Here is a 20,761-nt window from a genome sequence, read left to right on the forward strand (position 1 = left end):
TTGAATGAGTAAGAAAGATACTGTAGAAGTTTGGAAAATTAATACCATAATTAAAGCGACAGGTATCTTGAAATTATTTACAGGTAAGAATCCTAACTGGTCGTATAATCAATTGGTTCAAGAGACGAAAATGCCTAAAAGTACGCTGTCAAATCTTCTAAAAACACTTGAGTTTACCAGATTGCTTGAAAAAGATGAGCATACTCAGCTCTACCATCTTGGTCTTGAGATTTTAGAGATGAGTTACAGTGCGCGAAAAGCATTCAATATCATCGAAACGGCGATGCCTTTTTTAGATGATTTGCAACAGCGTACAGGCGAAATCGTATATTTCTGTGTACCAAAGGATGGGAAGGTTCTTTATCTAGAAGCGAGTTATCCAGCGAGTAAGAGTGTTGCATATTCTGTTACTGGTAAGACCTTAAACATGCATTGTACAGGTGTCGGTAAAGCGATGCTTTCTAAACTGTCCTCTGATGAGGTTAAAACGATTGTTGATTATTATGGGCTTCCTAAGTATACATCGACGACGATCACCAACTATGATGATTTAGTTGAAGAACTTGAAGCGATTAGAAAAAGAGGCTTTGCAATCGATAATGGCGAGGAAGCATACGGGGTAAGATGTATCGCAGTACCAATCGTGAATGGTGACAGTGTCATCGGTGCTGTCAGTATATCAGGTTCTACCTTGAGCATGAAGGATGAAAAGTTTGACGAATATGCACCAATGCTGATGGAAGTTGCAAACACATTGGCGCGAAGTGCAGATAAGTTTCCAGAGTCAAATATTTTACCACCAGAAAGTGACTAGATTAAATCAAAAAATAAAATCCTGCTGATCAGCAGGATTTTTTTATTTTACAATGGTATAACCTTTTTAGAGTTCTGGATTCTATAATTGAGATAGCCGGCCAATATGATCAGTAAGGCACCTGAAATAGCTATGACATCAGGTGTTTCTTGCCATAGTAATAAGCCCCAGAATAAAGAAAATACAATTTCAATGTAATTATAGATGGAAAGCTCTGAAGCAGGTGCATATTTATAGGCATTCGTCATAAACAGCTGTGCAATTAGTGCAAATAGACCAATCGCAAGTAAGCTTAGCCCTTCAGTAAATGTTGGCAATACGAATCCGCCTATCAACAAAAATGGCACGAGTACAATGCTTGAGAATAGACAAAAGTAAAATACAATCGCTGTGGGTTGATCGTGTTGGGTTAAGCGCCTTACAACTGTATAGGCTGCGCCAGCGCTAACCGCAGAAGCTAAAGCGATAAGTGCTGGTAAAATTTTGACGTCAAAAGATGGCCTTATGACCAAAAGTGCGCCTAAAAGCCCGAGTAAGATGACCCATGCTTGACCCTTTAAATAGGGTTCTTTTAAAAAGATTAAAGCGAAGATGACCACAAAGATAGGCGATATTTTATTTAAAATAACTGCATCTGCTAGTGGTAGTAGTGATAGTGCGCCATAATAAAGACCAACGCCTGCCAAACCAAAGAATGCTCTTAAAAACATCAGCTTTGGCGCGTTGACCTTAAAGGAAATCTTTTGCCTTGTCATTGTGATCGTTATGGCGATCAATCCAATAAAGTTTCTAAAAAATACCTTCTCTGCAAGTGGCAGGTTTGGAACGCTTTTCACTGCTAGTGCCATTAATGAAAAGAAAAATGCAGATGTTAGGATATAAATAATGCCTCTTTTTTTCATGATTATAATTTGTTTCTAAGACTTAAAAGCTTTGCGCCACTGACGATACTTAAGATGCTTAAAGGAATAGCGACCGATAATAAGACCGAACCTACTACGATGTTTAATGCGCCTGCTTGAGCCAGTTCACGTTTGGCTTTCTTTAATAACTTTTCCATTAGAGCCTCCTTTAATTATTGTTTGAAGTTCTTTACGATATCTATTTCTGTTTTGATATCGATATTCATTTTGATATCAATTTAGTTTTCTATAATATCATAACATATTTTACCCTAAGAAGACACCGAGTAGGAGTGATGCAAGCACCAACAAAGGTGCAGGTATTTTTTTAGTAGCAAGCAATCCGACTGTGACAACCGTTACGATAAGGTTAATCGGTGTAAAGCCACTCTTTTGCATCAGGATAATAGATGCAACAGCAATCAGTCCACCAGCAACAGCGTTAATCCCTTTTAGAGAAATTTTGATGCCTTTGATGCTTTTGAGTTTTTCCCAGATGGGATAGATGAAATAGATTAATAATAGACCCGGTAAAAAGATTCCGACACCACTGATCACCGCACCGAGAACTTGGGTGAGCCAGCCGTGACCTCTCGCTGCCATACCGCCGGCGTAGGCACTAAAGCTAAACATAGGACCAGGTAAGCCTTGTACAAGGCCGTAGCCTGTCAAGAACTCTGCATTTGTCATGTAGTGATAGCCGTCGACGAGTTCGCTATGCATCACAGGAACGACAACTTGTCCACCACCAAATACTAGATAACCATAGCGATAGAAGCTTTCAAATAAATGAACAAGAACGTGATCGACGGTCAAAGTCAGCCCAATACTGATGAGGGCGATACTTGCGAATGCTATGAAATAACCCCACTTAGGCATGAGCTTAACGCGCTCAAATAAATTGTCTTCACCTGAGGCGATGACGCTAATAATACCACCAATGACTAGAACCGTCGGGAAGATCCATGGTGATCTTATAAAATAGGTAATCAGTGCGCTGGACAAAAAGAGAAAAACGGTTAGTTTGTCAGTTACGACTTTTTTCCCGATCCGATAAGCTGCTAAAATAATAAAACCAACTGCCATTGGTCCTATAAATCTTAAAAGATCACTAGAAACATTTTTATCACTTAAGAACTGATATAGAAAAGACAAAAGTGTCATCATCGTTAAGACTGGTAAAGCCCAAACCAGCATCGTTAAAAGTGCTAAAAGTGGACCACCTGTTTTATATCCGATAGAAACTATGGTCTGTGTGCTTGTTGGACCAGGAAGAATGCTACAGAGAGCAATTAATTCAACCAGTTCCTCTTCGCTTAGATACTTCTTTTTAATAACCAGTTGATCCGTGAAAACACCGTAGTGAGCTTCTGGCCCACCATAGGCACCTAGTGAACAGATAAAAACGTCTTTTAAAAATGTGCTTCGTTTTATGTTTGTGCTCATATGATCTCCTTTAAAAAAAACGATTCAAATATTACTTTGAAATTATCTTCAAATCCATATACAATTAGAAATATAAACGATATAAACATTCGATATCGAAATGCGATAACGAAATTCGATATCAATAATATACCCTAAAGGAGATGCTTTATGCAAGAAAAAATTATGAGAAAGCTTTTTTTAGGTTTTATACAAATTCATATACTTCATCATGCTAAAAAAGAAGCAATCTATGGCAGTTGGATGCTAGAGGAACTCGCTGAGCATGGCTATGATATCAGTCCAGGTTCGCTTTATCCCATTCTTCATGACATGGAAAAAGGAGGCCTTTTAGCGGTTTCTGACAAAGTAGTAGAAGGTAAAATTAGAAAATATTATACGACAACGCCATCAGGTGAGGCGGTCCTCAAGGAAGCTCAAAAAAGGGCTTATGAGCTGTTTAAGGAGATTGACTCCTAGGCGTAGAAAAGTGGTTTGACGCCAGAATGCGAAAATGTTATAATCTCTAAATGAGAACCAATATCAACAAGTGATTGTAATAGAGAGGACTAATATGAGTTGTGCATGTGCAAGTAAGCCTAGACTATGGCTAAGACTTGAAAACGTTAATCAGGATTCTGATGAAACTTTCTCTTTTGATTTCAGTAGCGAAGAGGAATTAAACTGGAAAGAGGGCGATAGCTCAAAAGTATTTTTAATGGTATCTGGGATGGAACAAGGAAAGAAATTTTCTCACGCCACTTTACCATCAGAAAAGAAAATAAGATTTACCACAAGAGTGCGTGAAGATAGAAGTGCATATAAGGCAGCGTTATCTGAGCTAAAAGTAGGTCAATGGCTTGAAATTTCTAAGCCTGAAGGTCAATTTGCTCTTAAGAGAGAAAACAGACCTATATTCTTATTATCCAATGGTGTTGGAATTGCAGCTACAAGGGCTCTGGTTAAAGCTTTTGAAAAAGATCAGACAATGATTCCTGAATTGATTCAAATCAATGTAGACGCAAACTCAGCCATTTATAGAGATGAGTTTGTTAAAATCGAGGATGAACTCAGTACATTTAAGTCTAAGTACTTAAAGCATCGTGGTGAGTTTTATGATCATCTTGATTTTGAGCTTCAAGAAATCTTTATGAAATTTATCCAAGAACCTTTATTTTATGTCGTCGGAAGTGATGCTTTTGTTAGCGATACCATCGTTCATTTGGAGATGGTTGGCATTGAACAAGAGTCTATTATTACAGACGGACACAAATCAGGTGGTACTTGTGGCTGTAGCAGTGATGCTGGCTGTGGTTGTGGTGCTAATTTGGTCACTAACTTTATGACGTTATAATTAAGAATGCTCAATGGGGAAACTCGTTGAGCATTTTTTTTAACCTTACAAAAATGTTCGTTTGCCGTAAGGCAAGGTTATGGCTGATTAACTTACTTTCAATTAGTATGAGAGTATGAGGTGGAAACGATGAAAAGAAATAGGGATTTTTATAAAAAGGGATTAAGAAATATTGGCATTTCTGTAATTTTAATTTTTGTATTGGCGATAATTGTATCTTTACCGACAATTGTTCGAGGCTATGATATGTATAAAAATGCAATTTCTAGCGTACCTATTGATACAAAGGTGATGGAGATAAGAGCCGATGAAAACTTTTTAAAGCTATCAGAAATTCCAGTAGCTTATACAGATGCACTTATCGATTCAGAGGATCAACGATTCTATACGCATATTGGGATTGATTTTCAGTCTACTTTTAGGGCCGTTATAGAGAATTTTAAAGCAAAAAGTTATGTTCAAGGTGGTAGTACCATTACCCAACAGCTTGCTAAGAATATGTATTTCACCTTTGAAAAAAGGCTAGATCGAAAAGTAGCAGAGCTTCTGGTTGCCTTTAAATTGGAACAAAATTTCTCAAAGGAAGACATCCTAGAACTTTACTGCAACGTTACCTACATGGGCAATGGCTGCTATGGCATCAACGAAGCCTCGCGTTATTATTTTGATAAAGCACCAGATGAGTTGACTCAGGAAGAAGTTGAGCAGCTGGTACAGACGATTAAAAATCCCGGGTATAGAAATCCAAACAGTTTAAGTGAGGATGGAACACTTTAAATGAAGAAGATTGTGAGAAGTAAAAAGATGATCATAGGAATTGTTATATTAAGCATTTTGACACTATTTGTTCTTTTGGGATTGGATCAATCACTTAAAATAGTGACGTATAATGTTGCGTCAAATAAAATTAATAGTGAAGTGAAGATTGCAGTCATTACGGATCTACATTCGTGTGTTTATGGTGAAAATCAAATTGAGCTTCTTAGTGCTTTAGAAAGTGAATCACCCGACTTGGTGCTTTTAGGCGGTGATATCTTTGATGATCGAATGTCGCATGATGGTGCGATTGCTTTATTAAAAGGCATTCAAAACCGGTATCCGAGCTATTATGTAACGGGCAATCATGAGATATGGAGTGGCGAACAAGCAGCCATTAAACGACTTGTAAAAGCCTATGGCATCACAGTTCTAGAAGGTGATAAAAAAGAAGTAGAAGTCAATGGCAATAAGATTACAGTAACTGGCATTGACGATCCGTCGATAAATCAAATCTCTTCAGAATTTGAAAATCAGTCCCACCAGATCATTAAAGCGCAAGAGACAACATCAGATTCATATAATGTCTTGTTGATTCATAGACCCTTACACGCACTGACCTATTTAGATGGTAGCTATGATATCGCTGTTTCGGGGCACGCTCATGGTGGGCAGTGGCGATTGCCTTTTTTGATTAACGGATTACTCGCACCTGATGAGGGATTTTTCCCCAAATACGCTGGTGGGCGATACGATATGGGTGATCGTACATTAATCGTCAGCCGTGGGTTAGCGAGAGAGTCTACCAGAATTCCTAGGCTCTATAATCAACCTGAGTTAATTTTCATAAATCTCACATCAAAATAAATATTTATGCAAAATATTGAAAAACTATCAAAAAGCATTTGACAGACGATTTGGATTGGAGTATTATGCATATAATATCTTTTCCAAATAGGAGTTAATTATGAAACTTTCGACTTTATCAATTACAACTAGGTACCATCATCATCACAGCTAGAGTTTGTGTCCACCGTGGATGCAAGCTCTGTTCGTGCTTGTGTCTGCGTACTTAGATATTAACCGTGCGTAGACTTCGGTCAACGCACGGTTTTTTTATATTCTAAATTGCAAATATGCTGAAATTATGTGGTAAATAAGCGATATTTATTATCTTCAAATGTTAAAAAATACAAAATAAGGGTGAAAATGTATGAAGGTTATTGAAAAGAAATTGATTGAACTAGGTTATCAAAAAATTGAGACACCATTGCTGAGTGATTTCAATCAAACTAGAATTTACCTCAGTGAAGTTGAACAAAAAAATGCAATTAAAGTGACTTCACCAGATGGCAGAGTATTGAATTTAAGATGTGATTCGACTCTGGCTATGGTTTTATCACAGACAAATAAAATTGAGCAAAATGTCTACTATTTTGAACCCAACTATAATTATGACTTTGAAAAAAATCAATTAAATGAGGTTTATCAAATTGGGATAGAAAATGCTAAGTTTGGCATTGCTAAGTTGGAACAAAATAATGCTGAGTTAGCATATGGCTTGGAATCATTAGAGCTTGCGATTACATTACTTAAGGCAAAGGAACGTTCCAATCTACTCGTGGAAGTGTCCAATGAAGCCTTATTTATGGAAGTCTTAGACGATTTAAGTTTAGGAGAAGAAGAGAAGGAGAAACTATTGTATTTTATCAAGAGACGAAACGCAAAAGAAATTAGAATTTGCCTTGAACAGAGTGCAGTTTCAATAAATGTCATCGAAGTCTTAGTAAAATTGACAAGCCATCCGATTCAACTTGATCTCGTTTTAAGTATGATTGAAAACATTACGATATTTAACAAACTGACACAATGGTTAGAAGTCATTAGTCAAAGAATAGGGAACGATTTGCTGTTTGAGGGTTTACCAGATGCAAGTAAGCCATACTACAGTGGACTAAGCTATCGCATCTACGATAAGGAAAATCACCTGTTAAGTGTAAGTGGTGGCTGCTACTATTTTGAAGCCTTTGAGGTTGCAGGATGTGGCTTTACGATTCCAATGGAGGTGATTTCATGCTAAGAGTTGCTATTGCAAAGGGGCGAATTTTAGATGAATCTAAGTCAATCCTATCGAAGTGTTCTTTTGATCTCAACCAAGTTTATCATTCAAGGCAGCTTAGATTTTACAATGGTGACGAAACCATGGAACTCATCTTACTAAAGGCGGCAGATATTCCGCTTTATGTTGAGCTTGGTGCTGTAGACGTTGGCATCGTTGGTAAGGATACAGTTATTGAAAATGATAGATCTGTATATGAGGTAGGAGAGCTTAGCTATGCACTTTGTACGCTGTGTTTGGCTGGGCCAGTAGATGCCCCCGCGTTATCTGATGGGGTTAAGGTTGCAACGAAATATCCAACCTTGGCAAAACGATTTTTAAATGAAAAAAAAATAAATCCTGTGATTTTATCTTTGTCAGGCAGTGTGGAAATTGCACCACTGATTTCGCTTTCAGATTATATCGTTGATATCGTTCAAACGGGGGATACCTTAAGAGAGAATGGCCTTAAGGTTTATGAAAGCTATTTAAAAATTAAACCGCTTATCATTTCAAACCAAGTGAGCTTTCGTACAAAATCTGCTGAAATACAGTCATTTATAAAACTATGTGAGGAGAAATAAAGCGATGAAAATCATACAAACAGATAGGCTTAATGAATTAATGACTGAACTGAGCTTTAGAAGAGTATCTCAACTGGATCAGGATGAGAGTACCATAAAAAACATATTAACTAATGTGCGAATGAAGGGTGATGAAGCAGTTAAGTCTTATACATTACAGTTTGATGGACTCGATATTAATTGTCCAAGAATTCCAACGAATCAATTAAAAATAGCATATGAGAGTCAATCAGATGATTTTATCGATGCAATGAGAACGGCAATTCAAAATATTAAAAGATTTCATGAAATGCAAGCTTCTCAAAGCTATGAAATAAAGGACGAATCAAAATTTATGGGCCAGAGAGTATTACCGATAAGACGTGTTGGGCTTTATGTGCCAGGTGGTGAAGCGCTATATCCATCTACCTTACTCATGAATGTCATTCCAGCTCAAATAGCAGGTGTTAATCAAATCGCCATATTTACACCCCCTCAAGCATCTGAAGAAGCATTGAACTCGGTGTTGGCGGCAGCCTATCTTTTGGGAGTAGAAGAGGTTTATCAAATAGGTGGTGTACAAGCAATTGCGGTAATGACATATGGTACGCAAAGCATTGAAAGAGTAGATAAAATCTTCGGACCAGGCAACCAATACGTGACTTTAGCTAAGAAAATGGTTTTCGGTGAGGTCGGGATCGATATGCTGGCAGGGCCGAGTGAAATCCTAGTATTATCAGATGAAACAGTTGACTCAGAAATTGTCGCGTCAGACCTCTTGTCTCAACTTGAGCACGACACTTCGGCAATGGCGATTTTGTTAACTAAAAGTGAAGCAAATGGTAATCGCGTCGTTGAAGCGTTAAAGAGACAAATAGAGTCGTTGGCAAATCCCAGCATTGCGAAACAGTCCTTTGAAAAGGGTCTATTTGTTTACTTATATGATTCACTTGATCAAGCGATTACAATCATCAATGCTATTGGACCAGAGCACTTGGAACTGCTAGTAGAAAACGCGAATGATGTGTTTGAGAGATTTATAAATGCCGGAACGATCTTTATCGGTGCATCGACGCCTGAAGCACTTGGGGATTACTTGGCTGGACCAAATCATACTTTGCCGACAAACGGCAATTCAAGATTTAGTTCTTCACTTGGCGTATATGATTTCCAGAAAAGAGTCAATTATTTAAATTATACAAAAGAGGCATTAGATAGAGTGGCAAGTCAGGTAATAAAATTTGCGGAGATGGAGGGGCTAGAAGCACATGCAAATGCGATTAGAAGAAGAAATGGCAATTAAATTAGATGCAAATGAGGCGGATGAATCACTGTGGGATTATAGTGAGTTATGGCAAATTGGTGAACTATTAAAAGGAATGAATCGATATCCTGATCCTTATAATATCAAGTTCAAAGAAAAGTTAAGCAATCGTATTTCACGTAAAGAGGGACTGACCTTTACTGTAGATCAAATGATTATTGGCAATGGTTCTGATGAGCTAATCAAGCTCGTCATGGAGAGTTTTTTCACAGCTAAAAAGTTATCTTTTGCTGCTGATCCAGCTTTTTCAGAATATGAACGGTTAACGAGAATCGTGGGTGGCAATATTGAAAAGCTTGTTTTCGATAATTTGTTAATTGATGTTCCTGAATTTATATCTGAAATAAAAAAGGTCAATCCAGACGTCGTATTCTTTACTAATCCACAAAATCCAACGGGACAAATCTTCAATCTAGATGAAATTGAGAGTGTGGTTTCAGCAGTGCAAGGGATGGTCGTAATTGATGAAGCCTATATTGAATTTTCAAATGAAAGTGCGTTGGGATTGGTGTCGAAGTACGATAATCTGATCGTTATCAGAACTTTGTCAAAGGCGTTTGGACTGGCTGGCCTTAGACTTGGCTATGCAATTTCAAATGCGAAAAACATAAATAAGATGAATGATAATAAATTGGCGTATAACATATCGTGTTTATCAGAGACCGTAGGTATTTATGCACTAGATTATGAGACGAGAATTGAAAACTACATCGATCAGGTGATAAAAGTTAGAGATCTAGCAGTGGCACAACTAGATGAGATACAAGAATTAGAAGTCTATCCAAGTAGTGCTAATTTTGTGTTATTTACATTTGATGAATGGGAAAAGTATCAAAGCTTCAAAAATAGAGTTGAAAGGACCCCGATTCGTTTGCGTTTTTTTGATGATGGTCCAGAAAAATTGAAAAGGTCTGTACGAATAACGATTACCAATCTTGAATCCTATGAGGCTTTTTACAAGATTTTAAAGGAGTGCTGAATCGATGAGAGTTGAAGTAAAACGCAAAACGAAAGAAACGGATATCCAGTTAGCTTTAAGTCAAATTGAATTGGGTGAAAAAGATCAGTCAAATAAGATAGAGATAGAATCAAATGGTGGACCAGCCGTTGAATCGATCGGTTTATTTAGTCATTTTCTGAACGCATTTTTATTTTATGCAGGTTTGAAAGTTGAACTAATAGTCGTTGGAGACCTTTGGGTAGACGCACACCATACCATTGAGGATATAGGCATCTGCATCGGTCAAGCCTTTAGAAAATTATATTTGGAAATTGGTAGCTTCGAGCGATTTTCTGAATGCCTTTTACCGATGGACGAAGCTTTAGTAAGAAGTGCTTTAGACATAAGTGGCAGACCTTTTCTGTATATGGGTGGTTTCGAATCAAATACACTGAGCAATATTGAACAAAGCTATCTGGAATTTTGGAATGCCTTTGTCAGAGAAAGTCGTGTTTGCTTACATGTGGATGTCCTAAGGGGCACCAATCGTCACCATATGTTTGAAGGGGTGTACAAATCTGTCGGTAGATGTATCAAACGTGCGTTGGTCACTCAAACCAATATTCAAAGTACAAAGGGTGTCATATGATTATAGGAATCGTAAATTATGGGTTAGGTAATATAAGAAGTATAAAAAACGCTTTAAGTGATTATAAGGTTATACTCGTCGATAACGAAGAGAGTCTTATGGCTGTAGACGTTTTAATTTTACCCGGCGTGGGCGCGTTTGGATTTGCTATGGAAAATCTCAGATCACTTGGGCTTGTAAATGCCATTAGAGGTTTTGCGAAATCGGGTAAAAGGCTGATCGGGATTTGTCTTGGTATGCAGCTTTTGTATGAAAGTAGCTTTGAACACGGCGAGTTTGAAGGCCTGGGCATATTAAAGGGAAAGGTTATTGAACTCCCCAATACAGAAGTTATCCCACATATGGGGTGGAATCGATTGACGGTAGCCCAACCAAGTGAGGGGCTTTATACCAATCAATACATGTACTTTGTGCATTCCTATTACGTCGTCGAAGAAGATGAAGACCAAATCGTTGCAAGTACCTTCTATGGTGCAAAGATTCCCGCAATCGTTAAAAAGGACAATATCATTGGATTTCAAGGACATCCTGAAAAAAGTGGTAACGAAGGGCAACAGTGGTTGAAAATGGCGGTTGAAGGAAAGTTTTAATAAATGAAGCAAGGAGAAGCGTAGATGAAGCCATTAAACATAGAGATTATACCTGCAATCGACCTTAAGGGTGGTAAGGTAGTGCGTTTAAAGCAAGGCAATTATTCTGACGAGACCCTTTATGATTCAACGCCACAGGCTTTCATAGATCAGTGGTTAGAAATGGGTGTAAAAAGGTTGCATATTGTTGATTTGGATGCGGCGGTAAATGGGCAAAGTTCAATAGAAAATACGAAAAGCATTGAGGCAATTGCAAGTCGATATAAGAATCAGCTAAAAATTCAAGTGGGCGGTGGTATTAGAGATGAAACAACCCTCCAAAAATACTTCGATTTAGGGGCAGAAAAGGTAATCATTGGCACTTTGTTTTTTAAAGATTTTGTGCTATATGAGCAATTGTTTAATACCTACGGCGAAAAGATCATCCTTGCCTTGGATACGAATAACGGTTACGTGTGTCATAGCGGTTGGCAAACCAGTTCAAACGAAAAACTAATGCGTGTTTTAGAACAATATCGTGCAGTGTTACCCGTAGAGATAATGGTGACCGATATACAAAAAGATGGTATGCTCGAAGGTCCGAATTTTGAATTGATGTCACAGCTCGTTGCATTTGGCAAAAACAACAGGATTAATTTCATCGCTTCTGGTGGTATTAGTTGCTCGGCAGATATTGAAAAATTGGATGAGCTTTCAGTAAAGTCAGTGATTGTTGGGAAAGCATTATTGGAAAGGAGAATTGTATGAGTGATTTAGCAAAACGAATTATACCGTGTTTGGATATCGTTAATGGAAATGTAGCAAAAGGGATAAAATTTGAAGCTGTTAAAGCAATTGGTGATCCAATTGAACTAGCGGTTTACTATCAAAATGAAGGCGCAGACGAGCTTGTCTTTTATGACATCAATGCGACAGTCGAGATGCGATCAACGTTTATTAATCTTGTAGAAAGAATCGCCGAAACGATAAAAATCCCATTCACTGTCGGTGGTGGTATAAGAACGGTTGATGATATTTATAATGCACTTTTAAGTGGTGCAGATAAAGTTTCAGTCAATTCGGCAGCGATCCTTAATCCTGAAATCATCTATCAAGGTGCCAAAAGATTTGGCAATCAATGTATGGTTGCTTCTATGGATGTGAGAAAACTTGGAGAAGATTACTTTGTCTATACTCACGGCGGTAAAAACAGAACGACTTATAATGCTATCAACTGGGCAAAAAGATGTGAAGAGTTAGGCGCTGGTGAACTTGTGATTAATGCCATCGATCAAGACGGCGTTAAAAAGGGTTATGATTTAGCCTTGATGCAACAAATTAGAGAAGTGGTAAATATCCCAATTATTGCTTCAGGAGGCGCAGGTAATATGAAAGACTTTGAAGATTTGTTTGAGCTAGATGCAGCAGATGGTGCTATTGCGGCAAGTATTTTCCACTATAAGACACTTGCGATTCCAAGTTTAAAGTCGAGGCTTAGTAGAAGTGGCATCGTTATAAGAGAGGTGATGTAAAAGATGCAAGAGAAACAAGAGTCACAAGAGATGCGAGAAAATCAAAAATTGCAAGTTACGAATGATATAAGCGAAAGAAAATTGGGTTTATCTGATATTGAAATAACAGATAGTTTGAAATGGTCTAGCGATGGGCTGATCCCCTGTATTGTCGTAGATCAAAGATCCAAACAGGTTTTAATGCTTGCGTATATGAACTCTGATGCATTAAGCCAAACTTTAGACACGAATGTGATGACCTTTTATTCAAGATCACGAGCAGAGTTGTGGGTGAAGGGCGAAACTTCTGGGAATACTCAGAAGTTAGTAAGACTTTCAACTGACTGTGATAGAGATACACTAATCGCCTATGTGACCCCTAAAGGTCCAGCCTGTCATACGGGTGCCGTCTCTTGCTTTGAGACACAAGAAGACATCTATCGCAGTCAAGAAAATATATCAGAGATTTTACCGAATAATGATTCATATAGTATGCCCACTTTCTTATATGAACTAGAGTCTGTTATAAAGGAGCGTTACAACGAGAGAAAAGAAGGGTCATATACAACCTATCTATTTAATAGTGGTGTTGATAAAATACTAAAAAAAGTAGGCGAAGAAGCCTCGGAAGTTATTATTGCGGCTAAAAATATTGAAAAAGGGTCTAAAGAATTAATCAGTGAAGTTGCGGATTTAACTTATCATGTTATGACGCTTCTCGTACAGTCCGGTGTGTCAGTTTCATCTGTTTTAGAGGAACTTAAACAAAGGCATAAAGAGTAAAAATGTTTAAAATGCTTACTTTTTGGTATATATAGTTATGTCATTATATTAAATAGAATCGTAAAAGTAAGGAGTTAATTATGCAAAAGACAATCTTCGTATCAAATCGATTGCCTGTCACCTTGAAAAAAGAGGATGGGCATATTTCATATCATATGAGTATTGGTGGACTGGCGACCGGTTTAAAGAGCTATCACGAAAGCTCTTCGGCCTTATGGGCGGGATGGACTGGATTGCCATCTGAAGAAATAGATCAAAAGGAACATAAAGTTATTAATGAAAAATTGATTAACGATTATAAGTGTATACCAATTGATTTAAGCCAAAACGACATTGACCTATATTATTTTGGATTTTCCAATAGTACGATTTGGCCGCTTTTCCATTATTTCAATAATTATGTTGAACACAATCTAGCTCAGTGGGAAGCATATAAAGCAGTTAATGTTAAGTTTTATGAAACCATTAAACCCTATATAAACGAAAATGACATCATTTGGGTTCATGACTATCAACTGATGATGTTACCAGGTTTAATAAAAGAAAATCATCCTAATGTTAAAGTTGGATTCTTTCTTCATATTCCTTTTCCATCATATGAAATTTTTAGGACCGTTATGTGGCGAGAGGATATACTCAAAGGTATCTTAGGTGCGGATCTAATTGGATTTCATACTTTTGATTATGTGAGACATTTTCTTTCCAGTGCAAGACGATTGCTAGGCTGTGAACATCATCTTAACCAGATTACTTATGATGAACGTTATATTAAGGTTGATGTATTTCCGATGGGCATTGATTATGATTTCTTCACTAAGGTATTTGATGATGAGGAATATGAAAATAAGATCTCGGAGATTGAAGTTTCCCTTTCAGATCAAAAAATGATTCTTTCTATCGATCGATTGGACTACACGAAGGGTATACCGGAACGGATAAAAGCCTTTAGAAGATTTCTAGAGCTTAATCCAGATTATATGGGAAAAGTACGTTTAACACTGATCGTCGCACCATCCAGAGAAGCGGTTGACAGCTATAAGGAACTCCTCAAGGAAATACAAATACTCGTTAGTGAAACAAATGGCGAACTAGGTACGATTAAATGGCAGCCAATCATATTTTTCTTTCAGTCCTTTACTCAAAAGGAGCTCATCGCATTTTATCGTAAAGCGGATTTACTTTTGGTTACACCAATCAGAGATGGCATGAACCTAGTCGTTAAAGAGTATATTGCGGCGCGTACAGATCTGAAAGGTATGGTCGTTATCAGTGAAACAGCGGGCGCCGCCAGTGAACTGGGCGAATATTTCATCGTTAATCCTAACGATATTGATGAAATCGCAGTCGCTATTAAAGATGCAATGGAAATGATGCCATCAGAAAGAGAATCGATCAATAAAACCATGCACAAGAGGTTAAAACGCTATAATGTAAAGTTTTGGGCGGATGAGTTCATGAATACGCTTTCAGCAATTGAACCTGATCCGATTCAGCTATTGACACAAGTGGATCTAGATAAAAGCGCACAGCCCGTTATAACGAGCTATCAAGAAAGTAAAAAACGATTGATACTACTAGATTACGATGGGACGTTAGTCGGTTTTAAATCAATTCCAGAAAAGGCAAAGCCAGATAAGGAGCTAAAACAACTTTTAGAGAGATTAGCACAAGATGATAGAAATACCGTTGTAATCGTGTCTGGTAGAGATCATGTTACGCTTGATAAATGGCTAGGAGACCTAGATTTACATTTAATTGCTACACATGGACTCTGGATCAAGGAATTAAGTAAAGACTGGGAGATGACTCTGACACTAAACAATGACTGGAAGAACTCTATCTACCACGTTATGGAGGTTTATGCCGATCGTATGCCCGGTTCTATAATAGAAGAAAAAGATTATTCTTTGGCATTCCATTATAGACTTTGTGATCCAGATCTTGTTATGACCAAACTCCATGAGGTGAGGGAAGCACTTGCAGCTATGACACATTCAATGACCATAGGACTACAGGAAGGCAATAAAGTTTTAGAGGTCAAAGACAAACGTGTTAATAAAGGATATGGTGCGTCAGTTTTTCTTAAAAATACTGATTATGACTTTATAATGAGTATAGGGGACGATGTTACAGATGAAGATTTATTTGAAGTTTTAAATGATTCGCATTATAGTATTAAAGTGGGGCTTGGAAATTCAAAAGCAAGATATCGTTTAAGATCATGGCAATCCGTTAGAAAACTTCTCTCCAAGCTTTCAAACATAGAAAGGAATTAAGTATGACGAATCATTTATACGAGGCAATTGACTTTTCAAATATTGGGTTTTCTAGAGCAGAGACCTGCATGGTAACGGAACCAAATCATAGCAATATTTTTGGTAATGTACATGGTGGCGAACTGATGAAATTAATGGATAACATCGCTGGCATAGCTGCAGCAAAACACGCTAAGGGTATGGTTGTAACTGCAAGAGTAGACGAGCTGGAGTTTCATCGTGCTGTAAAAATCGGAGAGCTAGTAACTTGTGTTGGCCAGTTGGCATATGTAGGGAATGCTTCTATGCAGGTTTTAGTTACGGTATTGGTTTTAGACGTTCATAGTTCTAAAGAGCCTGAGGTTGCTTTGACTGCGTTCTTCACTATGGTTCATCTTGAGGATCAAAAACCAGCAAAAGTTGAGGCTTTAGTCCCTAAAAATGATGCTGAAGAATTTCTCTTTAATTTGGGAAAACAAAAGTATGAAGAAATAAAGCAAAAAAAGCAAAATAATGTAAAAAAATAATAAATTTTAATGATTTACAGGTATGTATTGAAGTGCTTTAAATGATATAATCATGATAAGTACTTCAATTTTTTTTTGAAACTTTTATAGACGATGATTCGTCATAATTGATGTAAGTTTAAGAAAGACTATTCAACCACATTGTAAACGGTTAACAATAGTGAAAATCTATTTTATTTAGGAGTTTTAGATGCTTTTTTCCAGCATTTCATTTATATATTATTTCTTACCGATCAGTATGGCTATGTATTTACTCACGCCAAAGCGTTTTAAGAATTTAACGCTATTGATTGTCAGCCTGTTGTTTTATTTTCTAGGTGAGCCGATTTATACATTGTTACTCGTGTTCTCTTCAGTATCGGATTACTTACACAGCCTATACATAGAGAAATATAGAGGCGAAAAAAAGGCAAAATATGCTTTGATTTCTTCTATCGTCATCAATTTAGGTGCACTTGGCTTTTTCAAATATATCGATTTTTTCATCACGATTATCAATTCCGTTTTGAAGTTGCAAATTCCCGTTCTAGGTGTTCCTTTACCTATTGGCATCAGTTTTTTCACATTTCAAACGATGAGTTATACCATAGATGTATATCGAGGAGATGTAAAGGCAGAAAGAAATTTCTTAAGTTTAGCGACATTTGTGTGTCTTTTTCCTCAGCTAATTGCTGGCCCGATCGTTAGATATTCAGATATCGCAACTGAACTGAACCAACGTGTATCTGATTTTAATAGAACAGCTGAAGGCATACAAAGGTTTGTAGTTGGTTTATCAAAAAAAGTTTTACTTGCAAATGGGTTTGGTGAATTTTGTAATTTATATCGTGCAGCAGAACAACCGAGTGTACTTTTTCACTGGATGTATGCCATCGCCTTTACGATGCAAATCTATTTTGACTTCTCAGGCTATAGCGATATGGCAATTGGAATGGGAAAAATGTTAGGTTTTACATTTCCAGAAAACTTTAATTATCCCTATATTTCAAAATCAATTACTGAGTTCTGGCGTCGTTGGCATATGAGCTTAAGCAAGTGGTTTAGAGATTATGTCTATATTCCACTTGGTGGGAATAGAGTATCTAAAATTAAATGGATTCGCAATATACTCACTGTATGGTTATTAACTGGTTTGTGGCATGGCGCAGCTCTTAATTTTGTCGTATGGGGAGGGTATTTCGGCGTTTTACTTTTACTTGAAAAGTTTGTATATGGCCGTCAACTAGATCGACTGCCATCCTGGATCAGACACCTCTATGTGATGTTTTTAGTTACTGTGAGCTTCGTTATTTTTAATGCAGATACGATGACGATTGCTTTAAATGATTTGGCAGGAATGTTTGGTATTTCAAATTTTGAGAATGAATTACCGTTAGTTTCTAAAGAGTCACTTTACTATCTAAAGAGCTATGGTATTCTGTTTGTGTTTGGATGTGTGGGTGCGACACCTGTTGTTAAGCAACTTACTCAAAGAGTAAAAGAAATATCCAGTCGTTCTTCCTCATCAACGACATTTGCTTTCAGTGGCTTTATGTCGTTATTTATGATAGAGTCAGTTGGAAGCATCCTATTGCTTATAGTAAATACAGCGAATTTAATCAGCGGTTCGTTCAATCCCTTTTTGTATTTTAGATTTTAGGAGGCGATATGAGAGCGAATCATTCCTTAGTCAATAAATTAACGGTAGCATTATTTTTTATAGTGCTGTTTGTATTCAGTGGTTTACAGCTACTGTTACCGGATAAAGATTTATCGCTTACCGAAAGAAGGCGACTAGAACAAATGCCTCAAATTAGTGCAGACGCAATTATGGAGAGAGAATTAACTGATAAACTTGAGAAATATCTACTCGATCAGTTTCCTGCAAGAGATCAACTCTTAAAGACAGATGCTTTTATCAAACAGTCTGTTTTTCAAAGACAGGATATCGGTGGTGTCTATAGATATGATATGTATTTGAGTAAGGTTTTATTTCCAGAAAAATCAAGTGATTTGGCTTATATCACAGATAAAATCAATGCGATATGTGACACCTATCTAGAGGGGATGCCGGTCTATATGACGATGGTACCTGATAAAGGTTTTTTTACTGCAAAAGACAGTGGGAGACCGCATTTGGACTATTACGCGTTTGAATCAGAGCTTAAAGCAGCATTAGATTCGGATTTAAAATTTGTATCCTTATTAGATACATTGCAAATTGAAGATTATTATAAGACAGATGCTCACTGGCGACAAGAGGCGCTTGAGCCAGTTGTATCAACCTTAAATAAAGAAATGTCAAATCCTATGTTAGTCGATGAAATTGATTATGATAATTTAGGTGATTTTAAAGGGGTATACTTTGACAAAATTTTCAATACGATAAGTCCAGATCAATTAATTGCAGTAAAAATGCCGAGTATAGCTTCTGCTAAAGTAAATTACATAGATGAGAAAATACAAGCATCTGTGTATAGAGTGGATATGCTTGACCATTTAGACCGCTATGATGCTTTTTTAGGCGGTCCACAATCTTTAATCTCTATAGAAAATCAAATGGCTCATACAGAAAAAGAGCTAATTATGTTTAGAGATTCATTTGGAAGTAGTATTGCACCATGGTTCATTCAAACCTACAAAAAAATTACATTAATTGATTTAAGATATATTGATATTAACAAATTAGATCAATATGTGACCTTTGCAAATCAAGATGTATTGTTTCTTTATAATACAACGGTGTTAAATAACAAAATCAACTTTAAATAGGTGGTCAGATATGAAACATGTCACAATAAAAGTTATGTTGTTAGTTGTTGCAGTCATTATTAATGGTTATATCATTTATAAACTCGAAGTAGATCGACAAACGGACTATGCTTATGAGGAAGGGACAAAACTGGTCAGTGGTGACTTGGCCAATGGTCATTTCGATGAGTCTCCTTCTGAAACAACATTGGATCAAACGAACTTAGACCCGCAAATCAGCGAAGCTTTGGCAGCATTAATTGAAAGTGAACCTAATGTTGAGGATTTAACTAATGAAAATAAGTTCTATGAAAAAGAAAGAGCATTAGCTGAAGCTGATGCGAATCAAGCAGAGTTAGAAAGAGCCTTAGCATATGATTACAGTCAACCTGTACAAGATTCAACGGTTGTGGGTGATGATTATTTTTCCGATGCTGTTTTTGTTGGCAATTCAAGAACCGAAGGCTTTATGCTCTATTCTGGTCTGAAAAATGTTAGGTCGTATACTTATATTGGTCTTAAGGTAGATACCATCCAAACGTCGAAGATTGCAAAACTTAATGGTGAAAAAGTGACCATTATGGATGCGCTCAAGTACAATAAGTTTGATAAGATTTATATTATGTTAGGTATGAATGAGCTTGGATGGGCATTTCCAGATAAGTTTAAAGAGGATTATGGCGATGTAATCGATCAAATCAAAATGACACATCCTGATGCGACGATTTACATTCAGTCCATTCTTCCAGTAAGCAAGGAAAAAGCATTACACGATCCTATCTACAATAACACGAATATTGACCGCTTTAATGTGCTGGTTAAAGAGTTGGCGATTGAGAAAGAGGTCTATTATTTAGATGTTGCAAGTGCAGTGATGGACAATGAAGGTTTTTTACCAGAAGGTGCTTCTTTCGATGGTGTTCATCTAAAACCTGATTATTGCAAGGTTTGGCTTGAGTACTTAAAAGCACATACCGTTGAGAGTCAAAAAATCGATGTGGTAGCAGGTGAAAACATATCAGAAAAGTTGAAAGTAAGGGATTAAGGAGAGTTAGGATGTTTAAAATAGGTCAAAAATTGATCGTGTTGTGCTTAGTTGTGATTTTTATTGTAAGTGGTTGTTCATCTAAAGTGTTGGATTTTGATATGCAAACAGTCATAGATTCACTTTCATCTAAAGACTATTTTGGGACGGATTTTTATGAGGTTGAAGGTTCTGTTCTAGTTCAAATGTATGGGATTGAAGTCGAAAATGTAACCGCTCTTGGATATGCAGGTAGTGGCGGAGTCGCAGATGAATTAACTGTATTCAGTGTTGAAAATGATGCCGATGCAGATACCATTCTGCAAATTGCAAAGGATAGAGTAACCGAAAGAATTGAAGCTTATAAAAGTTATAAGCCAGATGAAGTCTTTAAACTTGAGCATGCCTTTGTAGAAAAATATGATACTTTTGTAGTTGTTGGCGTGTGTTCAGATGGGGATACATTTAAAAAGGATTTAGAAGCAATTATATATAAGTAAGGCCCTTATCCTGAATTCGAAATTAGCGAGTTCAGGA

At 37.0% G+C, this 20,761-nt stretch carries 23 protein-coding genes; 20 read left to right on the top strand and 3 right to left on the bottom strand.

The genetic code is table 11. The features are described 5' to 3' along the window. Positions 1 to 4: 4 nt before the first annotated feature. Complete coding sequence (locus AC4PID_RS16300; protein ID WP_492133048.1) at positions 5 to 814, top strand: IclR family transcriptional regulator; 810 nt, start codon at positions 5 to 7, stop codon at positions 812 to 814. 47 nt (positions 815 to 861) lie between these two features. Here the strand turns inward: AC4PID_RS16300 and AC4PID_RS16305 are convergent, their stop codons facing one another. The 3 genes from AC4PID_RS16305 to chrA all read right to left on the bottom strand — a co-directional run bounded on the left by AC4PID_RS16305 (position 862) and on the right by chrA (position 3,162). Beyond that, positions 862 to 1,716, bottom strand: a complete 855-nt coding sequence (locus tag AC4PID_RS16305; protein ID WP_492133049.1) for a DMT family transporter — start codon at positions 1,714 to 1,716, stop codon at positions 862 to 864. A gap of 2 nt (positions 1,717 to 1,718) precedes the next feature. Next, positions 1,719 to 1,874, bottom strand: coding sequence for a hypothetical protein (locus AC4PID_RS16310; protein WP_492133050.1), 156 nt, complete (start codon positions 1,872 to 1,874; stop codon positions 1,719 to 1,721). Between the two features lie 109 nt (positions 1,875 to 1,983). After that, a complete protein-coding gene (gene chrA / locus AC4PID_RS16315) occupies positions 1,984 to 3,162 on the bottom strand; it encodes a chromate efflux transporter (RefSeq protein ID WP_492133051.1) in 1,179 nt (392 codons plus the stop codon). A gap of 150 nt (positions 3,163 to 3,312) precedes the next feature. On the opposite strand from chrA, the gene AC4PID_RS16320 reads away from it, so the two are divergent. From AC4PID_RS16320 to AC4PID_RS16410, 19 genes are all read left to right on the top strand, one after another. After that, positions 3,313 to 3,621 carry a PadR family transcriptional regulator gene (locus AC4PID_RS16320; protein WP_492133052.1) on the top strand — a complete coding sequence of 103 codons (309 nt, stop codon included), beginning with the start codon at positions 3,313 to 3,315 and terminating at the stop codon, positions 3,619 to 3,621. Between the two features lie 94 nt (positions 3,622 to 3,715). Beyond that, positions 3,716 to 4,495 carry a hypothetical protein gene (locus AC4PID_RS16325; protein WP_492133053.1) on the top strand — a complete coding sequence of 260 codons (780 nt, stop codon included), beginning with the start codon at positions 3,716 to 3,718 and terminating at the stop codon, positions 4,493 to 4,495. 129 nt (positions 4,496 to 4,624) lie between these two features. Further along, positions 4,625 to 5,272, top strand: coding sequence for a transglycosylase domain-containing protein (locus AC4PID_RS16330; protein ID WP_492133054.1), 648 nt, complete (start codon positions 4,625 to 4,627; stop codon positions 5,270 to 5,272). Then, the gene (locus tag AC4PID_RS16335; protein WP_492133055.1) at positions 5,273 to 6,118 is read left to right on the top strand and encodes a metallophosphoesterase; all 846 of its coding nucleotides are present in this window, start codon (positions 5,273 to 5,275) and stop codon (positions 6,116 to 6,118) included. 346 nt (positions 6,119 to 6,464) lie between these two features. Continuing rightward, complete coding sequence (locus AC4PID_RS16340; protein ID WP_492133056.1) at positions 6,465 to 7,331, top strand: ATP phosphoribosyltransferase regulatory subunit; 867 nt, start codon at positions 6,465 to 6,467, stop codon at positions 7,329 to 7,331. Further along, positions 7,325 to 7,933, top strand: coding sequence for an ATP phosphoribosyltransferase (gene hisG, locus AC4PID_RS16345; RefSeq protein ID WP_492133057.1), 609 nt, complete (start codon positions 7,325 to 7,327; stop codon positions 7,931 to 7,933). The genes AC4PID_RS16340 and hisG overlap by 7 nt, the downstream gene beginning before the upstream one ends. Positions 7,934 to 7,937: 4 nt before the next feature. Then, positions 7,938 to 9,215 (top strand): histidinol dehydrogenase, encoded by a 1,278-nt coding sequence (gene hisD, locus AC4PID_RS16350; RefSeq protein ID WP_492133058.1) that lies wholly within the window; start codon positions 7,938 to 7,940, stop codon positions 9,213 to 9,215. After that, the gene (locus AC4PID_RS16355; protein WP_492133059.1) at positions 9,181 to 10,215 is read left to right on the top strand and encodes a pyridoxal phosphate-dependent aminotransferase; all 1,035 of its coding nucleotides are present in this window, start codon (positions 9,181 to 9,183) and stop codon (positions 10,213 to 10,215) included. The genes hisD and AC4PID_RS16355 overlap by 35 nt, the downstream gene beginning before the upstream one ends. A 4-nt stretch (positions 10,216 to 10,219) precedes the next feature. Beyond that, positions 10,220 to 10,825, top strand: coding sequence for an imidazoleglycerol-phosphate dehydratase HisB (hisB, locus tag AC4PID_RS16360; protein ID WP_492133060.1), 606 nt, complete (start codon positions 10,220 to 10,222; stop codon positions 10,823 to 10,825). Further along, positions 10,822 to 11,415 (top strand): imidazole glycerol phosphate synthase subunit HisH, encoded by a 594-nt coding sequence (gene hisH, locus AC4PID_RS16365; protein ID WP_492133061.1) that lies wholly within the window; start codon positions 10,822 to 10,824, stop codon positions 11,413 to 11,415. The genes hisB and hisH overlap by 4 nt, the downstream gene beginning before the upstream one ends. Before the next feature lie 24 nt (positions 11,416 to 11,439). Next, positions 11,440 to 12,162 (top strand): 1-(5-phosphoribosyl)-5-[(5-phosphoribosylamino)methylideneamino]imidazole-4-carboxamide isomerase, encoded by a 723-nt coding sequence (locus tag AC4PID_RS16370; RefSeq protein ID WP_492133062.1) that lies wholly within the window; start codon positions 11,440 to 11,442, stop codon positions 12,160 to 12,162. Further along, a complete protein-coding gene (hisF, locus tag AC4PID_RS16375) occupies positions 12,159 to 12,926 on the top strand; it encodes an imidazole glycerol phosphate synthase subunit HisF (protein ID WP_492133063.1) in 768 nt (255 codons plus the stop codon). Before AC4PID_RS16370 ends, hisF begins: the two co-directional genes overlap by 4 nt. A gap of 3 nt (positions 12,927 to 12,929) precedes the next feature. Further along, on the top strand, positions 12,930 to 13,688 hold the full coding sequence (gene hisIE, locus AC4PID_RS16380; protein WP_492133064.1) for a bifunctional phosphoribosyl-AMP cyclohydrolase/phosphoribosyl-ATP diphosphatase HisIE: 759 nt from the start codon (positions 12,930 to 12,932) through the stop codon (positions 13,686 to 13,688). 80 nt (positions 13,689 to 13,768) lie between these two features. Further along, entirely contained in the window at positions 13,769 to 15,964 is a 2,196-nt protein-coding gene (locus AC4PID_RS16385) for a bifunctional alpha,alpha-trehalose-phosphate synthase (UDP-forming)/trehalose-phosphatase (protein WP_492133065.1), read from the top strand. A gap of 2 nt (positions 15,965 to 15,966) precedes the next feature. Further along, positions 15,967 to 16,470, top strand: coding sequence for an acyl-CoA thioesterase (locus tag AC4PID_RS16390; protein ID WP_492133066.1), 504 nt, complete (start codon positions 15,967 to 15,969; stop codon positions 16,468 to 16,470). A 190-nt stretch (positions 16,471 to 16,660) separates the two neighbouring features. After that, complete coding sequence (locus AC4PID_RS16395) at positions 16,661 to 18,109, top strand: MBOAT family O-acyltransferase (protein WP_492133067.1); 1,449 nt, start codon at positions 16,661 to 16,663, stop codon at positions 18,107 to 18,109. An 8-nt stretch (positions 18,110 to 18,117) separates the two neighbouring features. Then, complete coding sequence (locus AC4PID_RS16400) at positions 18,118 to 19,221, top strand: hypothetical protein (protein WP_492133068.1); 1,104 nt, start codon at positions 18,118 to 18,120, stop codon at positions 19,219 to 19,221. A 10-nt stretch (positions 19,222 to 19,231) separates the two neighbouring features. Then, positions 19,232 to 20,245: a GDSL-type esterase/lipase family protein gene (locus AC4PID_RS16405; RefSeq protein WP_492133069.1), complete on the top strand. Its 1,014-nt coding sequence runs from the start codon at positions 19,232 to 19,234 to the stop codon at positions 20,243 to 20,245. Positions 20,246 to 20,256: 11 nt separating this feature from the next. Then, on the top strand, positions 20,257 to 20,724 hold the full coding sequence (locus tag AC4PID_RS16410; RefSeq protein WP_492133070.1) for a DUF4358 domain-containing protein: 468 nt from the start codon (positions 20,257 to 20,259) through the stop codon (positions 20,722 to 20,724). Positions 20,725 to 20,761 lie beyond the last annotated feature (37 nt).

The organism is Fusibacter sp. QWL-12, from assembly GCF_058683495.1.

What these genes read in the sequence shown, in the direction of transcription:
- AC4PID_RS16300 (WP_492133048.1), top strand. Translation starts at nt 5, where the DNA reads ATGAGTAAGAAAGATACTGTAGAAGTTTGGAAAATTAATACCATAATT.
- AC4PID_RS16305 (WP_492133049.1), bottom strand. Translation starts at nt 1,716, where the DNA reads ATGAAAAAAAGAGGCATTATTTATATCCTAACATCTGCATTTTTCTTT.
- AC4PID_RS16310 (WP_492133050.1), bottom strand. Translation starts at nt 1,874, where the DNA reads ATGGAAAAGTTATTAAAGAAAGCCAAACGTGAACTGGCTCAAGCAGGC.
- chrA (WP_492133051.1), bottom strand. Translation starts at nt 3,162, where the DNA reads ATGAGCACAAACATAAAACGAAGCACATTTTTAAAAGACGTTTTTATC.
- AC4PID_RS16320 (WP_492133052.1), top strand. Translation starts at nt 3,313, where the DNA reads ATGCAAGAAAAAATTATGAGAAAGCTTTTTTTAGGTTTTATACAAATT.
- AC4PID_RS16325 (WP_492133053.1), top strand. Translation starts at nt 3,716, where the DNA reads ATGAGTTGTGCATGTGCAAGTAAGCCTAGACTATGGCTAAGACTTGAA.
- AC4PID_RS16330 (WP_492133054.1), top strand. Translation starts at nt 4,625, where the DNA reads ATGAAAAGAAATAGGGATTTTTATAAAAAGGGATTAAGAAATATTGGC.
- AC4PID_RS16335 (WP_492133055.1), top strand. Translation starts at nt 5,273, where the DNA reads ATGAAGAAGATTGTGAGAAGTAAAAAGATGATCATAGGAATTGTTATA.
- AC4PID_RS16340 (WP_492133056.1), top strand. Translation starts at nt 6,465, where the DNA reads ATGAAGGTTATTGAAAAGAAATTGATTGAACTAGGTTATCAAAAAATT.
- hisG (WP_492133057.1), top strand. Translation starts at nt 7,325, where the DNA reads ATGCTAAGAGTTGCTATTGCAAAGGGGCGAATTTTAGATGAATCTAAG.
- hisD (WP_492133058.1), top strand. Translation starts at nt 7,938, where the DNA reads ATGAAAATCATACAAACAGATAGGCTTAATGAATTAATGACTGAACTG.
- AC4PID_RS16355 (WP_492133059.1), top strand. Translation starts at nt 9,181, where the DNA reads ATGCAAATGCGATTAGAAGAAGAAATGGCAATTAAATTAGATGCAAAT.
- hisB (WP_492133060.1), top strand. Translation starts at nt 10,220, where the DNA reads ATGAGAGTTGAAGTAAAACGCAAAACGAAAGAAACGGATATCCAGTTA.
- hisH (WP_492133061.1), top strand. Translation starts at nt 10,822, where the DNA reads ATGATTATAGGAATCGTAAATTATGGGTTAGGTAATATAAGAAGTATA.
- AC4PID_RS16370 (WP_492133062.1), top strand. Translation starts at nt 11,440, where the DNA reads ATGAAGCCATTAAACATAGAGATTATACCTGCAATCGACCTTAAGGGT.
- hisF (WP_492133063.1), top strand. Translation starts at nt 12,159, where the DNA reads ATGAGTGATTTAGCAAAACGAATTATACCGTGTTTGGATATCGTTAAT.
- hisIE (WP_492133064.1), top strand. Translation starts at nt 12,930, where the DNA reads ATGCAAGAGAAACAAGAGTCACAAGAGATGCGAGAAAATCAAAAATTG.
- AC4PID_RS16385 (WP_492133065.1), top strand. Translation starts at nt 13,769, where the DNA reads ATGCAAAAGACAATCTTCGTATCAAATCGATTGCCTGTCACCTTGAAA.
- AC4PID_RS16390 (WP_492133066.1), top strand. Translation starts at nt 15,967, where the DNA reads ATGACGAATCATTTATACGAGGCAATTGACTTTTCAAATATTGGGTTT.
- AC4PID_RS16395 (WP_492133067.1), top strand. Translation starts at nt 16,661, where the DNA reads ATGCTTTTTTCCAGCATTTCATTTATATATTATTTCTTACCGATCAGT.
- AC4PID_RS16400 (WP_492133068.1), top strand. Translation starts at nt 18,118, where the DNA reads ATGAGAGCGAATCATTCCTTAGTCAATAAATTAACGGTAGCATTATTT.
- AC4PID_RS16405 (WP_492133069.1), top strand. Translation starts at nt 19,232, where the DNA reads ATGAAACATGTCACAATAAAAGTTATGTTGTTAGTTGTTGCAGTCATT.
- AC4PID_RS16410 (WP_492133070.1), top strand. Translation starts at nt 20,257, where the DNA reads ATGTTTAAAATAGGTCAAAAATTGATCGTGTTGTGCTTAGTTGTGATT.